The following is a 14821-nucleotide window of genomic DNA, read 5'->3' as shown; positions in this document are numbered from 1 at the left end:
GCATTTAATAAAAATTATTAAATTACTATTATTTATCATGATTAATAATAGTAAAATATATAAGTCCAGAAAAACTTACTACTATCACCCAAGAAAAAATGGCGGTATGAAAAATGTCAAAGGATACCTCAGTTCTCCTGGAGGAAACAAGGGTCTTCAAACCACACTACACCATTGTGGAGGAGGCCCATATAAAAAACTGGGAGGCCGAGCTGGAAAAGGGAAAGGACCATGAGAAATACTGGGCCGAAAAGGCGAAAAGATTCGAATGGTTCAGGAAATGGGACAGGGTACTTGACGAGAGCAACAAACCATTCTACAAGTGGTTCGTGAACGGCAAGATCAACATGACCCACAACGCCGTGGACAGATGGCTGGACACAGACAAGAGAAACCAGGTCGCCATTCTCTACGTGAACGAAAGGGGAGAGGAAAAGAAGCTGACCTACTATGAACTGCACAGAGAGGTCAACAGAACAGCCAATGCCCTGAAAAGCCTTGGAATCAAAAAGGGCGACGCCGTTGCAATGTACCTCCCCATGTGCCCTGAACTCGTTATCTCAATGCTGGCCTGTGCAAAGATAGGGGCCGTGCACAGCGTCATCTATTCTGGTCTGAGCGTCGGAGCACTTGTGGAACGCCTCAACGATGCAAAGGCCAAGATCATAATAACAGCAGACGGAACCTACAGAAGGGGCGGGGTGATAGAACTCAAACCAATCGTTGACGAGGCCATACTCCAGTGCCCCACAATAGAGACAACCCTTGTTGTGAAACACACAGACATCGACATAGAGATGTCAGATATAAGCGGACGCGAAATGCTGTTCGACAAGCTCATAGAGGGCGAGGAGGACCGGTGCGAGGCAGAGGTGATGGATGCAGAGGATCCCCTCTTCATACTCTACACTTCAGGAAGTACCGGGAAACCAAAGGGTGTGCTGCACACAACAGGAGGATACATGGTGGGGGTCGCATCAACCCTTGAGATGACCTTTGACATTCATAACGGAGACCTCTGGTGGTGCACAGCAGACATAGGGTGGATAACCGGGCACAGTTACGTCGTATACGGACCCCTCCTTCTTGGAACAACGACACTGCTCTATGAGGGGGCCCCGGACTACCCGGACCCCGGGGTCTGGTGGAGCATAGTCGAAAAATACGGTGTCACAAAGTTCTACACAGCCCCCACAGCAATAAGGCACCTCATGAGGTTCGGTGAAAAACACCCGAAACGCTACAACCTGGAGTCCCTCAAGATCCTTGGAACCGTTGGTGAGCCAATAAACCCCGAGGCATGGATGTGGTACTACAGACACATTGGAAGGGAAAAGTGCCCGATAATCGATACCTGGTGGCAGACAGAAACAGGAATGCACCTCATAGCGCCACTGCCTGTAACACCCCTCAAACCAGGATCCGTCACCAAACCCCTCCCTGGCATCGAGGCAGATGTGGTTGACGAGAAGGGCAACCCTGTGCCACTGGGTAAGGGCGGATTCCTTGTAATAAAGAAACCATGGCCTGCAATGTTCAGGACACTCTTCAACGACGAGGAGAGGTACCTCAACGTATACTGGAAACAGATCCCCGGTGGAGTCTACACCGCCGGTGACATGGCAAGGAAGGACGAGGACGGCTACTTCTGGATACAGGGAAGATCAGATGACGTCCTCAACATAGCCGGGCACAGGATAGGTACAGCAGAGGTTGAATCAGTCTTCGTGGCCCACCCTGCAGTTGCCGAGGCGGCGGTCATCGGTAAGGCTGACCCCATCAAGGGGGAGGTCATAAAGGCATTCCTCATACTCAAGAAGGGCCATAAGTTAAACGCAGCCCTCATAGAGGAACTCAAAAGGCACCTGCGCCACGAACTTGGACCCGTGGCTGTTATCGGGGAAATGGTGCAGGTTGATAAGCTCCCCAAAACAAGGTCAGGGAAAATAATGAGGAGGATACTGAGGGCCAGGGAGGAAGGAAAGGACCTCGGTGATACCTCAACCCTTGAAGAATAGAAGGACAGAGATGGATGACTTCGAGATCGTGGAGGATGAGGTGATACCTCAACCCTTGAAGAATAGAAGGAGGCAGAAAAAATGACTGAAAAAGAAGTGGTTATATCAGATAAAACTGCCAACCCGGCTCCTCTTGGACTTCTGGGCTTTGGTATAACCACTGTGCTTCTGAACCTGCACAACGCAGGGCTTTTCCCCATAAACAGCATGATACTTGCGATGGGGTTCGCCTACGGGGGTATAGCACAGATACTGGCAAGTGTGATGGAATACAGGAAGGGCAACACATTTGGTACGGTTGCATTCGGCTCATATGGACTCTTCTGGTGGTCACTGGTACTCCTGCTTGTGATCCCCAAACTGAAGTTCATTGAAACAGCCGGCAGTGCAGCGGCAGCAGCCGACCCGGTTGCAATGGCATCATACCTCTTCATGTGGGGCCTGTTTACACTGGTGATGTTCATTGCAACCCTCAAACTCAAGAGGGGCATACAGGTGATATTCATAAGCCTTGCTGTGCTCTTCTTCCTGCTCACAGCCGGTGAAATCACAGGTTCCGCCATCATAACGACCATTGCAGGTTATGAGGGTATATTCACAGGGGCCGCTGCAATGTACGTTGGCCTTGCAGAGGTTATAAATGAAACCTATGGAAGGGATGTCCTGCCCATATGATCAGGGAAGGAACAACCCCCATTTTCTTTTATTTTATGTCAGAATGTGACACCAGAACCTCCAGAGAAACAAAACCCCCATAAATTCATTCCAGATACGCCACAATCAGAAACTCTAATTTTCACGCCAGCACCTGATGATAAACTGCGAAAGACTTCTTACTGCAAACATTCAGAAAACCTTATATTGAATTAGGTTTAACTAAATTAACAGCAAGCATTTAGGTGAACCTAATGAAGCATCTCAGCGAAAATATAGAGGAGTACCTCGAAACCATCTACCGGCTATCAGAATCCAGTAAAAATGCCAGCACAACGAAAATATCGAAGGAAATGGGAATAGCCCCTGCCAGTGTAACCCAGATGCTTAAAAAACTTGATTCTGAGGGATATGTTAAATATTCCCCCTACCGTGGGGCGGTACTCACAGAAAAGGGTTACAGGATAGCCCGGAGAATAACAAGGAAGCACCGCCTTCTGGAGAGGTTCCTCCACGATGTACTTGGAATCAGGAGGGACAGGATACACAGACAGGCCTGTGAGATGGAACATTCACTCTCAGATGATGCAGAGAGGGCCCTCTGCCAGCTCCTCAACATGCCGGGTGAGTGCCCCGACGCAAACCCGATCCCTGCCTGCGACTTCAAATTCCAGACATGCGGGGAATGCATTGAACTGAAAGATACCGATGTTGAGGAAATAGGGTGCCGTGAGGGTAACCTCAAATCACTCACAGAGATGGATGAAAAACAGTCTGGGAGGGTTTCATTCATACGGGGGGACTACAGGGTTTTAAGGAGGCTCATGGACATGGGAATAACCCTTGGAGCCCCCATAAGAATGATCAAAAGGGCCCCTCTCAGCGGACCCATCGAGGTGGAGATCCGGGGGTCAAGGGTGGCCCTTGGAAGGGATATAGCAGACAATGTATTCATAGATACTGAAAACTGAATTTCTGTTAACCTAATTTCAACCGGGACGTGTTTACTGATGGAAAAATCTGAGATAACCGTTGCACTTGCAGGAAACGCCAATGTGGGTAAAAGCGTGATCTTCAACCAGCTGACAGGGTCAAACCAGATAGTCGGGAACTGGCCAGGAAAAACCGTTGAAAGGGCAGAGGGTTACCTTAAATTTCAGGGCCGGGACATCCACATAATTGACCTTCCAGGCATATACTCATTTTCAACCTACTCCATGGAGGAGATAGTCTCCAGGGAGTTCATAGTCAACGAAAAGCCAGATGTCGTCATAAACGTGCTTGATGCCTCCGTCCTTGAGAGGAACCTCTTCTTCACGCTCCAGCTCATGGAGATGGAGGTCCCCATGGTTATCTGCATCAACCAGGTGGACATGGCCAGACAGAAGGGAATAGTGATAGACGAGAAGAAACTTGAGGGTGCCCTGGGTGTCCCTGTTGTATCAACGGTGGCTGTTAAGGGCCAGGGACTCCAGAAGCTCCTCAGGAAAACCCTTGAAGTGGCTGATAAGAGGATAAAACCAGAGGTCATAGAATACGGGGAGGAGGTTGAAAGCCGCATAAGAAAACTTATGGAAGCACTCCCTGAAATTCCAGAGGGCTATTCAAAGAGATGGGTTGCCATAAAGCTCCTTGAAAACGACCCTGAGATAACCGCCATGATGCCATCCGATGTGAAAAAACTTGCAGCTGAACTTGCAGCCCAGATTGAAAGGATACACAATGAGCCATCATTCTCTGTTATGGCCTCTGAGAGATACGCACTCTCAAATATGATAGCAGCAGGGGCACAGAAACAATCAGAGATAAAAACATCCCTCTCAGAGCGCCTTGACAGTTTCCTCACACACCCCATCTACGGTTACATCTCATCGGTCCTTGTTGTTGGAGGTCTCCTCCTCTGGACCTTCGTTGTGGGTGAATTCCTATCAGATACGCTCACCAATATATTCGGATTTTTCCAGCCAGTTGACCCCCAGTTCTCAGGTTCGATTGAATCCATAATATGGAACGGCGCCTTTGGGGGTATAGTGGCGGGTTTGACCCTTGTGATACCATTCGTCATACCCTTCTACCTCATGCTATCCTACATCGAAAATTCGGGACTTCTCACCAGGGTAGCCTTCATGATGGACGCTTTCATGAGAAAGATAGGACTCCATGGAAAAGCCCTCATACCCCTCATACTCGGATACGGTTGCAGTGTACCGGCAATAGACAGTACGAGGATACTTGAAACCCCCAGGGAGAGGCTCCTTGCAGCCTTTGCAATATCCTTTGCACCCTGCGCCGCAAGGACAATCCTGATACTTGGGCTTGTGGCCCTCTTTGTCAGTGTATGGTGGGCCATAGGGTTATACGCCCTGGACCTCCTCATAATATTCATAATGGGTAAACTTGCATTGAAGGCACTTCCCGGTGAAACAACCGGCCTTATAATGGAGATGCACTCCCTCAAAATGCCATCCTTCAGGGTCATAGCAAGGCAGACCTGGACAAGGACAAAGTCCCTCATATACCTTGTATTCCCCATCTACATAATCGGAAGCGCCCTCATACAGCTCCTCTACGCCCTCGGGTTCCTGAATCCAGTGAGCAATATCATGGCCCCACTCACAGCTGGCTGGTTACACCTGCCGGTATTTGCAGGGATACTCCTGATCCTTGGGGCTGTGAGGAAGGAGTTCATCCTCCTGGGGCTTGTCTCACTGGTTGGAACAGATATTGGGGCAGCCCTTACAGCACCCCAGATCCTTGTACTCACCCTCGTGGGAATGCTCTACTTCCCCTGCCTTTCAACAATAGCAGTACTTGCACGGGAATTCGGGTGGAAATCCACATCCATAATAACCCTTGCAAACCTTGGAACCGCCCTCTTCCTGGGGGGAATCTTTGCAAGGATACTGCCATTTATCATGTAATGATCAGTACTTAAGGTGCCGAGGACAGAAATAATCCCGTGGTACCATGGCAGAAATCAAGATAATATCCTGGAACGTTAACGGTCTGAGGGCCGTATACCGTAAGGGCTTCCTTGACTGGTTCATGGACGAGAAACCGGATATCCTATGTCTTCAGGAGACCAAGGCAAGTCCAGAACAGCTTCCCAGAAGGCTAAGGCATGTTGAGGGTTACAGAAGTTTTTTCACCCCGGCAGAAAGGAAGGGATACAGTGGAGTCGCCATGTACACAAGGATAACCCCGAAATCCATCAGGGAGGGCTTTGGTGTGGAGAGATTCGACATTGAGGGTCGCATACAGGTTGCAGATTTTGATGACTTTCTGCTCTACAACATATACTTCCCCAACGGGAAGATGTCAGATGAGAGGTTGAAGTACAAACTTGAATTCTATGATGCCTTCCTTGAAGACGTCAACAGGGAAAGGGACGCTGGCAGAAACACGGTGATATGCGGTGACTTCAACACAGCCCACAGGGAGATAGACCTGGCAAGGCCAAAGGAGAACAGCAACGTATCAGGGTTTCTACCGGTTGAAAGGGCCTGGATAGACAAATTCATTGAAAACGGGTACGTTGACACATTCAGGATGTTCAACAAGGAGCCAGGCCAGTACACATGGTGGAGTTACAGGACCAGGGCCCGTGAGAGAAACGTGGGATGGAGGCTCGACTACTTCTTTGTGAATGAGGAGTTCGCAAAGAACGTTAAAAGGTCATGGATACTCTCAGAGGTGATGGGCTCAGACCACTGCCCAATAGGACTTGAGATAGAGGTTTAATGATCCTTCAGGTGCTACCCTCCCCTTTTCCAGGCTGAAACAGCCGATATAACCTTATCGAGGTACCTCAGGGAGTCGCTGTGACTGCTCAGACCATGGGCGAATTTACTGATAATGTTATCATCCTTTATTTCAATATACAGGAGAATATCCTCAAGGATCTCATCCTCAGAGTAACTCTCAGGTGGCTCCATCCCCCATATATTCACGAGGGCCCACTCCCTGCTATGGTCCCTCAGGTTTTCAAGGTCAAGTTCCTCCCTTCTGAAGACCCTCTCCTGGACATACCTGAGGATGTCCCTGTTCTTCAGCGCCCATATCCTGAAATCAGAATACTTATCCCTCAAATCAGGTAACAAATTCTTTTTATGATTTCTGATCCTTATGAACTCCTCCTCTTCTGGGCTGGAATAAAGACCCCCTCCTGATTTAAGATTCCGGTTATTGGAGTTCTGGATCATCTCCCTTCCAGCCTCAAGGTGGAGTATTTCATCGTCACTGAGCCCCCTCCTCTCCATCCTTTCCTTCTGGGATTCAACCTCCCTCTTCCATTCCTCATACTTCAGGGACTCAAGTTCCCGGATTTTAATCCTGAAGAGATCCCCTATAACCTCAAGGGCCATGAAGACCTGCCATGGCCTTCCACTTCTGAGGAGGTTGAGGTACTGGGATATCTCAACTGCAGTGGATGGGAGTGGCCTGATGCGTGCTGCAAGCCTTCCCACGTCCCTGGGAAACAATGAGGGTAGGAGCTCAAGTACCGTCCAGACACCAAGGGATACAAGTGCAGCGACCAGCACATCAACGAGGAGTGGCTCCATAAATATCATCCACTGTATTCAAGTATGGTCTTTTTAATTTCACGGTTGGTTTCAGCCACCACCTCAACCCTTCCCACAGAAACACCCTCACCCTGCAGATGGGCCAGAAGCTGAGATGGACTTATTGAGTCCTCAAAGTCCACTAGAACACCCCCATCCTCCATTGCAACCGTGAGGGCGCCGTAGAGTTTAAGCACCCTCTCGGCACTCTCAGGTTCAGGGGTCACAACACGGAATGTCCTTACACTGTGATGCACCTGACTGATGTCGATATCCATCCTCTGGAGTGCTATGAGGACATGCTTATCAAGGGCCCTTTCAATGACCTCAAGGTCGATCCTATCCTTTTCCATGTTTATCCTCACTGCCTGGGCAATCTGTGCAAGGTCACGGGCATGCGCATAGCTTGGCTGCAGGCCCTCGCCGCCATCGGCAACTGGAGTGTACACCATCTTAATTCTTTCCACAACCTCTTCATCGTAATCCTCACCTGTGGCATCAAGGTTGCGCCTGAATACCTCCGCAACATTCTCAACAGGGGGGTTTCTGAGGAATATGTGTAGAGGTGCCCTCCTGAGGTGTGCCTCGTCCATTATGCTCACATCAAGGTTGGTTGAGAATGCAGGGATGAAGTGGGTGTGGAATATAACCGGGACCCCCCTTATGTATATGACGTCCTTCTTGTTCTCAAGGGGCACTATGAGGCGGTTGAGGATCACCTCATGGTCATCCCTCTGCCTCCCAAGGTCGTCAATGAGCAGCACTCCCCCGTTGGCCTTTATCAGGGGGGATGTCTCATACACACCCTTATTCATATTGTAGGTGGTCTCAAGTTCATTGAGGCTCAGTTCAGAACCTGTGAAAACGAATGGGGCGTGTATCTTTATCCAGCGGGGGTCATCCGGTTCTTCGGGACAGGGCTTGTGGAAGTCAGGGTCATATATCTGTATAACCCTCCCGCTGAACTCTATAAAGCGGGGAATCACAACGGGGGGTAGAAGGTCCGATGCCTTGCTTATGATGAAGGTTTTACCTGTTCCCGGAGCGCCATAAACAAAAAGCCCCTTCCCGATGGTGCATGACTCAACAAGACATTCCTTTGCATATGATAGGCCGACAACATCCCTGAAGGCCCTTTCAATAACCTCTGGGGGTATCTTTATTGGGAAACGGTTCCTGAGCTGTTTAGCCATCAGCTCAAAGTATCTCTCATAGGGCACAGGGGCCATTCCAATATAAGGGTTTTCCTCCATTACAAGGCGGGCCTTTTCAACCCCCCTCTTTGTCAGTGTATACTCAACACTGGAGAAGAGGAAGCTTCCGCCCACCTGGGCGCAGAAACCATCCTTCTCCATCTGGCCAAGGACATCCTCAATTATATCCAGGTGTATGCCGGTAATATCAGTTATTCGCTGGGTTTTAACCGTTCCGTATGTTAAAAGAATCTTCAGGACAAGGTCCCTCACAAAGAAGTAGGATAAACCCAGTTCCTCAAGTGTCTTTGGCTGTTTCAGCTCCTCAAAGAGTTCTACCATGTTTTCGTCGTGGTAGTAGTCATCACAGTTCATCACTCATCCCCCTATCCATGAAATCATGTCCATCCCCCCAAATAAATGTGGAGATCCTAACTAGAGAATCTCCTTAAGTTCGCTGATGTCATCGATGACCGTAACATCAAGGCCCCTCTTTTCAATGAGATCCCGTTCTTCATCTGTAAGCTCCGAGTTGACGAGTATGGCTGACATTCCCGCGTTGGTTGCCCCCAGTATGTCCTCATTGAACTTGTTCCCCACCATGATGGACCTTTCAGGTTTGCAGCCCATCCTTCTGAGGGCCTCCTCAAAGATCCTTATGTTTGGTTTCTCAAAGCCAACCTCATCTGAGGTGACGACCTCATCGAAGAAGTGGTGTATCCCGAGCCTTATCAGCTTCTCCCACTGCTTTATTGTTATACCGTTTGATATGACCCCCAGCCTGTATCCCCTGCTCTTGAGGTGTATGAGCGTTGATGTTGTATTGGGGAATGGCCGGAGAAGTGCGAATTTGACGTTGTGGTATGTTATCATTCCAAGGGCAATGAGAAGGGGTTTTTCCTCACCGAAAACCGTCTTTGTGAGCACATTGAAGTGCTTATCATAGTTGGAGCCCTTCTCAGCGATTATCTCCCTCAGAAGTTTGTATGCCTCATCCTGTGTCAGGGGTAAACCCGCATCTATCATTACATTCAGGGCAGCCTTTCTTGCAAGTTTGGCAAATCCTGATGTGTCATAGAGGGTGTCATCAATATCAAAGAAAACCGCCTTCAGCATCTTCCCACCTTACTCTCTGTAATGAAACTCTATAGTTAATCAATTATAACAGTGTTGGTTTCTCTGCGGATAATATTATGATGTAAAATAATATGTAAAACTATTCTGCCTATAACTCTGAGCGGAGGTCCAGAACATGCAATAGAAATCTCAGATGAAAAAATAAAGTTCCTGTTTTCTAGAAAAAGGCATCGAGGCTGCTCTGCCTTTCGCCACATGAGAGAGAATTTATATCCTCTGTGGAGTAGCCAAGGGATGACATTATTCTTGATACCGCGGCCATGACCTGGTTTTCAATGTAATAGTCCGGGTCGTACTCCAGGCCCTCAGCATCCTCAAGTGGGAAGGCCCTCTGACTTATGGGGCCCCTTCCCTTAACTATGATGTACCTGACTATGGATCCCCGCTCAATGCGCCGCCCCTTCTCAAGGGATCGTTTTGCGGCGATGACATGTGGGCCTATCTGTTTGTACTCAGAGAGGTCCCTTGTTATCTGGGTGTGGATTGCAAGGTCATCCAGTTCCACTTCGCCGCCCCTTATGCGCCGTACAACATCCCTTATTATCTTTCTAGCCTTCTCAGGGGATCCGTCTCTTAGAATGGCCATTAAAACTTTTTGCTGGGTCTTTTTAGCTATCGGTGCCCAGTCACGCCTCACAAGTTCAAGACCCTTTGCAACAATCGTGTCATCCTCTATTAGGGCGTATCTCTTTTTTGTTACGAAGAAGCCCCTCCTGTAAAAGCCCTCAAATTCCAGCTCCATGCCCTCAGGCAGGTTGCTGTTGATGTATTCGAGGAACCTTTTCACCTGGGATAGTATCTCGGCCTCAAGGTTATCTGACATATGACACCCCATGGGTCCGGTTGAGGGGCTCTGGTGGGAAATCTATTCCTTTATAAGTACGCCGTTTATTACGCCGTCCTGCCCGGGCCTGGATGTGACCCTCACGTTTCCAAGGCTGGTTTCAACAACAGCGCCCTTTGTTATGATGTTCCTCCTCACAAAGTGGGGGTTTGCTGTGTTCTCAACAACATTCCTTATCTCTGCAACCTCAACCTTACCTGTTTCAGGGTCAACAACGTTTATCTTGGTATCTGCAGCGAGCCTGACCTTGGTGTTGCCCCCACGTGTCCTTATCATCCTGACACGCCTGTCACCGATCTTTGTCTCGGCGGGTTCCCTTCCAAGTTCGTATTTCCTCTTTCCGCGGTTCATCTTGGCTCTTCCACCGCTTGGTTTCTTCATTGATTTACCTTGCCAGATTGCCATTATTTCACCTCAATCTAAGTCTCTATCAGAATCAGTAATGCTGAGTTTAAGAAACTCAGTGACTCGGTATAGATAAATTTATCTATAGTATAGGATCCCCCATTTAAAAAGATTGTGCTTCCAGGGTATGCTATGGATCACTGAATCCATCTATCCTAACTCCTTTAAATAAAATATTGTCCTGATGGAAACCTCTGCCCTAATCAATATGTGATTACACCAATGAAAGGTTTTATACCATCAGCAAGATACCCTATAAGCAAGAGATTGTACAGGTGAATCTATGAAGATCGGCATGTCCCATGGTGCAGGCGGAGAAGTGATGCAGGACCTCATATCAAACATAATACTATCCAATATCCATAACACGAGGGTTAACGGCGGAGTTGGCCTCGAGGACCTTGACGACGGTGCAAGCATACCCCTCGGCGACTATGAGATAGTTATGAGTACCGATGGCCACACAGTCGACCCCCTCTTCTTCCCCGGCGGTGACATAGGTAAGATATCGGTCGCAGGTACAGTCAACGACATATCTGTTATGGGTGCAAGGCCCCTTGCAATTGCAAGTGCAATGATCCTCAGCGAGGGGTTCCCTGGCGAGGATCTTGAGAGGATCGTGCAGTCAATGGACGCTGTCTCCAGGGAGACCGGGGTGTCAATCGTAACAGGGGACACCAAGGTCATGGAGAGGGGTAAACTGGACAGGATGGTCATAACAACCACGGGTATAGGTGTTGTGAAACGTGGTGAGATAATAAGGGACTCAGGACTGAGGCCCGGTGATAAGATCATACTCACAGGCAGCGTGGGGGACCATGGTATGGCACTCATGGCCTTCCGTGAGGGTTTTGGATTCGACACCGACCTTGAATCGGATGTTGCCCCGGTATGGGGTATGGTTGAGGCGGCCCTTGAGGTTGGTGGTGTTACCGCAATGAAGGACCCCACAAGGGGCGGTATAGCAAATGCCCTCAACGAACTCGCAGATAAATCAGGGGTCGGGATGGTTGTTGATGAGGACATGATCCCTGTGAGGGAGGAGGTGAGGGCTGTCTCTGAGATGCTGGGCATCGACCCCTATGAGGTTGCCAATGAGGGCAAGGTCATCATGGGTGTCGACCCTGAATACGCTGAGGATGTCCTCAGAGCCGTGAGGAAGGCACCATACGGTGAAAACGCGAGGATAATAGGTGAAGCGAATCAGGACAGTCATGTGATCCTTGAAACAAGCCTTGGAGGCAGGAGGATACTTGAGGCCCCTGTTGCTGATCCTGTTCCAAGGGTATGCTGATCTGATACAGGAGGGGTGTTATGGAACTTAAGAAGAAGAGGCTCTATGCATTTTTAGTTGATTTCCTTGTGGTTACAGGGGTTATGTACCTCTTAACAGTCCTTGTTTATCCATTAGCACTTCTCCTGAACCTTTTCTCAATCTACAGGTACTGGCTCCCCCTCCTTGGCATCATAACCCTTCTGTATTTCAGCTACTTTGAGTACCATGGCGGAACAGTGGGTAAGAGGATGATGGGTCTCGCTGTAATATCAGAGGATGGTGAACTCAGGTGGCAGCAGGTTGTCATAAGGAACCTTTCAAGGATACTCTGGTTCCCCCTCATCCTGGACGTTATCCTGGGACGCCTCAGGAATCGTCTGAGGATCCTCGACGCAATTGCAGGTACACGGGTTGTCAGTGCAGCGAAGAATGTGGACGACGATGCTGAACAGGATCTATGATCCATTTGAATCTGTCTGCAGAGAAAAATGATGATGGATAAGAACCTAATCAGAGAGAGGATCTGGAAACTCCTGAAGGATAGGGGTGTAAGCAGCCGTCCCCATGGCCGCATACCAGATTTTCAGGGGTCAGTTGCAGCCGCAGAGAGGCTCTCAAGGACCATAGAATGGGAAAGAGCAGATGTTGTATTCTCATCCCCTGATTCTGCCCAGCGCCCAGTACGAAAACTGGCCCTTGATGATGGAAAGGACCTTGTAATACCCACACCGAAGATAAAGGATGGTTACCTTTTAATCTCAGGGGATGTTCCAGATGCCAAAGCCGCATCAACCATAAGGGGGGCCTACAGGTATGGTTCATTCATCAGCAGATTCCCTGAGGTTGACCTTGTTGTTGAGGGATCCGTGGCCGTTGACCTGGAGGGAAACCGCCTCGGTAAGGGGGGAGGATACGGCGACAGGGAGATATCTGAACTCAGGGATCAGGGGGCCATAGGCGAGGATACCCCCATCGCCACAACGGTGCATGAGCTGCAGATAATTGAAAGTGTCCCTGTTGAGGACCACGATGAAAGGATAAACATGATAGTGACACCCATGCGTGTGATAAGACTATTTCTCGATGAAAAAATCCCGCGAGTCATCTGAAACCAGATTACAGGTTCTTGGAATGAACTAAATCCTGAAAATTAATTCACACCAAAACCATTACTTTAAATAGTGTGGAGTTCAACATGGATATGTGCTGATTTTTAATTATCATGTGCCTGGCAGAAATTTTGGGGCTATCATGTTTCAGATCTGCCGGCTGGCAGCTGATAATTGAATAATCGATTTTTAAGAATTGAGGAAAAGATAAAAATGAAAGAATTGAAATTCAGTGAATTTGATATCTCAGGGGAGATTAACAGGGCCCTTGATGATATGGGATTTGAGGGTACAACCCCAATCCAGGCACTTACATTACCTGTTACACTTGATGGTATGGACGTTGTTGGCGAGGCCCAGACCGGGACCGGGAAAACCGCAGCCTTTGCCATACCCCTGCTTGAGAACCTTGAACCAGAGAGGGTCCCCCAGGCACTTGTGATCTGCCCGACCCGTGAACTCTGTCTGCAGGTCACCGATGAGATAAGGAGGATAGGTAAGTACCTTAATGTGAGGGTGCTTGCGGTCTATGGTGGCCAGGGTATTGGAGGTCAGATAGCCGAGCTCAGGAGGGGTGTCCATGTTATAGTCGCAACACCAGGAAGGCTCATAGACCATATCGAGAGGGGTACCGTGGACCTTGGAAGTGTATCCACGGTCGTGCTTGATGAGGCAGATGAGATGCTCAACATGGGCTTCATAGAGGACATAGAGAGGATACTATCCCACGTACCTGAAAGGAGACAGACCCTGCTGTTCTCTGCAACCATCTCAAAGCCGGTGCTAAGGATCGCAGAGAGGTATATGAGGAGCCCCCAGATTCTCCGTGTAGAGAAAAAGCACAGCCCCAGGATAGATGAATTCTATTTCAAAACCAGGGAGGAGGACAAGGTTGAGCTCCTTGACTGGATACTGACATCCAATGACATCAGAATGGGCCTCATATTCTGCAACACCAAAAGGAGGGTTCAGAGGCTCAGAAAGCAGCTTAGCCGTATGGGTTACTCTGTGGATGAAATTCACGGGGACCTATCACAGTCAAAGCGTGAACGTGTCATGGAACGCTTCAGGAAGGGAAGGTTCAACCTCCTCATTGCAACTGATGTTGCTGCACGGGGTATACATGTACCCGATGTGGAGGTCGTTGTCAACTATGATCTCCCATTCGAGAACGAGTACTATGTTCACAGGATAGGGCGTACCGGGCGTGCCGGTTCAAGTGGAAAATCCTTCACACTGGTTGTTGGAAGGGAGGTCCACAGGTTAAGGCGAATCCAGTCATTCACAGGTAAAAGGATAAAGAAGAGCAACATGCCATCCCCACAGGAGATAAGGAGGGGTTACGAGGAGGACCTTGTGGAGGTGCTCCGTAGAAACCTTAAATCCAAGAGTTACGGTGACTCCGAGCTCCTGGGAAACCTTGTGAGTGAGGGTTACAGTTTCAGGGATATCTCGCATGCCCTTCTGGATGTTCTGGAGTCCTCAAAGTAGAAGAGGCTTATTTTTATTTTATGGATAGAGGCTGATCTATCAGCCCTGTATTCCTTTAATTTTCTAGATCACATAGAGCATTTAACCTTTGATCATAGATCTCCTCATCAATGGGAGTTCTGAGACCACATC

The 14821-nt window shown here is 48.9% G+C and carries 14 protein-coding genes; 9 read left to right on the top strand and 5 right to left on the bottom strand.

Going from position 1 to position 14821, the window contains the following annotated elements; all coding sequences use genetic code 11:
- Positions 1-113: 113 nt before the first annotated feature.
- From acs to xth, 5 genes are all read left to right on the top strand, one after another.
- Entirely contained in the window at positions 114-2018 is a 1905-nt protein-coding gene (gene acs, locus MTCT_RS00900) for an acetate--CoA ligase (RefSeq protein WP_048175097.1), read from the top strand.
- An 81-nt stretch (positions 2019-2099) separates the two neighbouring features.
- Positions 2100-2693: an acetate uptake transporter gene (locus MTCT_RS00895; RefSeq protein WP_048175093.1), complete on the top strand. Its 594-nt coding sequence runs from the start codon at positions 2100-2102 to the stop codon at positions 2691-2693.
- Between the two features lie 233 nt (positions 2694-2926).
- A complete protein-coding gene (locus MTCT_RS00890; RefSeq protein WP_173402624.1) occupies positions 2927-3643 on the top strand; it encodes a metal-dependent transcriptional regulator in 717 nt (238 codons plus the stop codon).
- 39 nt (positions 3644-3682) lie between these two features.
- A complete protein-coding gene (feoB, locus tag MTCT_RS00885; RefSeq protein ID WP_048175089.1) occupies positions 3683-5593 on the top strand; it encodes a ferrous iron transport protein B in 1911 nt (636 codons plus the stop codon).
- Between the two features lie 46 nt (positions 5594-5639).
- Complete coding sequence (gene xth, locus MTCT_RS00880) at positions 5640-6413, top strand: exodeoxyribonuclease III (protein ID WP_048175086.1); 774 nt, start codon at positions 5640-5642, stop codon at positions 6411-6413.
- Between the two features lie 14 nt (positions 6414-6427).
- Here xth and MTCT_RS00875 read toward each other — a convergent pair whose 3' ends face one another.
- The 5 genes from MTCT_RS00875 to MTCT_RS00855 all read right to left on the bottom strand — a co-directional run bounded on the left by MTCT_RS00875 (position 6428) and on the right by MTCT_RS00855 (position 10813).
- Entirely contained in the window at positions 6428-7234 is an 807-nt protein-coding gene (locus MTCT_RS00875; RefSeq protein WP_048175083.1) for a hypothetical protein, read from the bottom strand.
- Positions 7235-7239: 5 nt separating this feature from the next.
- A complete protein-coding gene (locus MTCT_RS00870; RefSeq protein WP_048175080.1) occupies positions 7240-8802 on the bottom strand; it encodes a YifB family Mg chelatase-like AAA ATPase in 1563 nt (520 codons plus the stop codon).
- 60 nt (positions 8803-8862) lie between these two features.
- Positions 8863-9543, bottom strand: a complete 681-nt coding sequence (locus MTCT_RS00865; RefSeq protein WP_013295477.1) for a TIGR02253 family HAD-type hydrolase — start codon at positions 9541-9543, stop codon at positions 8863-8865.
- A gap of 178 nt (positions 9544-9721) precedes the next feature.
- Entirely contained in the window at positions 9722-10387 is a 666-nt protein-coding gene (gene polB2 / locus MTCT_RS00860) for a DNA polymerase PolB subunit 2 (RefSeq protein ID WP_048175077.1), read from the bottom strand.
- Positions 10388-10429: 42 nt separating this feature from the next.
- A complete protein-coding gene (locus MTCT_RS00855) occupies positions 10430-10813 on the bottom strand; it encodes a 30S ribosomal protein S8e (protein ID WP_013295475.1) in 384 nt (127 codons plus the stop codon).
- Positions 10814-11096: 283 nt separating this feature from the next.
- Here MTCT_RS00855 and hypE point away from each other — a divergent pair, with 283 nt between their 5' ends.
- From hypE to MTCT_RS00835, 4 genes are all read left to right on the top strand, one after another.
- On the top strand, positions 11097-12107 hold the full coding sequence (gene hypE, locus MTCT_RS00850) for a hydrogenase expression/formation protein HypE (RefSeq protein WP_013295474.1): 1011 nt from the start codon (positions 11097-11099) through the stop codon (positions 12105-12107).
- Positions 12108-12127: 20 nt separating this feature from the next.
- Positions 12128-12550: an RDD family protein gene (locus tag MTCT_RS00845; RefSeq protein ID WP_048175074.1), complete on the top strand. Its 423-nt coding sequence runs from the start codon at positions 12128-12130 to the stop codon at positions 12548-12550.
- A 33-nt stretch (positions 12551-12583) separates the two neighbouring features.
- On the top strand, positions 12584-13198 hold the full coding sequence (locus MTCT_RS00840; protein ID WP_231855310.1) for a 5-formyltetrahydrofolate cyclo-ligase: 615 nt from the start codon (positions 12584-12586) through the stop codon (positions 13196-13198).
- 213 nt (positions 13199-13411) lie between these two features.
- Positions 13412-14689 carry a DEAD/DEAH box helicase gene (locus MTCT_RS00835; RefSeq protein ID WP_052457267.1) on the top strand — a complete coding sequence of 426 codons (1278 nt, stop codon included), beginning with the start codon at positions 13412-13414 and terminating at the stop codon, positions 14687-14689.
- Positions 14690-14821 lie beyond the last annotated feature (132 nt).

It is taken from the genome of Methanothermobacter sp. CaT2, assembly GCF_000828575.1.
In the GTDB taxonomy this organism is placed as follows: Archaea; Methanobacteriota; Methanobacteria; order Methanobacteriales; family Methanothermobacteraceae; genus Methanothermobacter.
The sequence above is the reverse complement of the archived record's forward strand: the minus strand, read 5'-3'. Positions and strand labels throughout refer to the sequence as shown.

What these genes read in the sequence shown, in the direction of transcription:
- acs (WP_048175097.1), top strand. Translation starts at nt 114, where the DNA reads ATGTCAAAGGATACCTCAGTTCTCCTGGAGGAAACAAGGGTCTTCAAA.
- MTCT_RS00895 (WP_048175093.1), top strand. Translation starts at nt 2,100, where the DNA reads ATGACTGAAAAAGAAGTGGTTATATCAGATAAAACTGCCAACCCGGCT.
- MTCT_RS00890 (WP_173402624.1), top strand. Translation starts at nt 2,927, where the DNA reads ATGAAGCATCTCAGCGAAAATATAGAGGAGTACCTCGAAACCATCTAC.
- feoB (WP_048175089.1), top strand. Translation starts at nt 3,683, where the DNA reads ATGGAAAAATCTGAGATAACCGTTGCACTTGCAGGAAACGCCAATGTG.
- xth (WP_048175086.1), top strand. Translation starts at nt 5,640, where the DNA reads ATGGCAGAAATCAAGATAATATCCTGGAACGTTAACGGTCTGAGGGCC.
- MTCT_RS00875 (WP_048175083.1), bottom strand. Translation starts at nt 7,234, where the DNA reads ATGGAGCCACTCCTCGTTGATGTGCTGGTCGCTGCACTTGTATCCCTT.
- MTCT_RS00870 (WP_048175080.1), bottom strand. Translation starts at nt 8,802, where the DNA reads ATGAACTGTGATGACTACTACCACGACGAAAACATGGTAGAACTCTTT.
- MTCT_RS00865 (WP_013295477.1), bottom strand. Translation starts at nt 9,543, where the DNA reads ATGCTGAAGGCGGTTTTCTTTGATATTGATGACACCCTCTATGACACA.
- polB2 (WP_048175077.1), bottom strand. Translation starts at nt 10,387, where the DNA reads ATGTCAGATAACCTTGAGGCCGAGATACTATCCCAGGTGAAAAGGTTC.
- MTCT_RS00855 (WP_013295475.1), bottom strand. Translation starts at nt 10,813, where the DNA reads ATGGCAATCTGGCAAGGTAAATCAATGAAGAAACCAAGCGGTGGAAGA.
- hypE (WP_013295474.1), top strand. Translation starts at nt 11,097, where the DNA reads ATGAAGATCGGCATGTCCCATGGTGCAGGCGGAGAAGTGATGCAGGAC.
- MTCT_RS00845 (WP_048175074.1), top strand. Translation starts at nt 12,128, where the DNA reads ATGGAACTTAAGAAGAAGAGGCTCTATGCATTTTTAGTTGATTTCCTT.
- MTCT_RS00840 (WP_231855310.1), top strand. Translation starts at nt 12,584, where the DNA reads ATGGATAAGAACCTAATCAGAGAGAGGATCTGGAAACTCCTGAAGGAT.
- MTCT_RS00835 (WP_052457267.1), top strand. Translation starts at nt 13,412, where the DNA reads ATGAAAGAATTGAAATTCAGTGAATTTGATATCTCAGGGGAGATTAAC.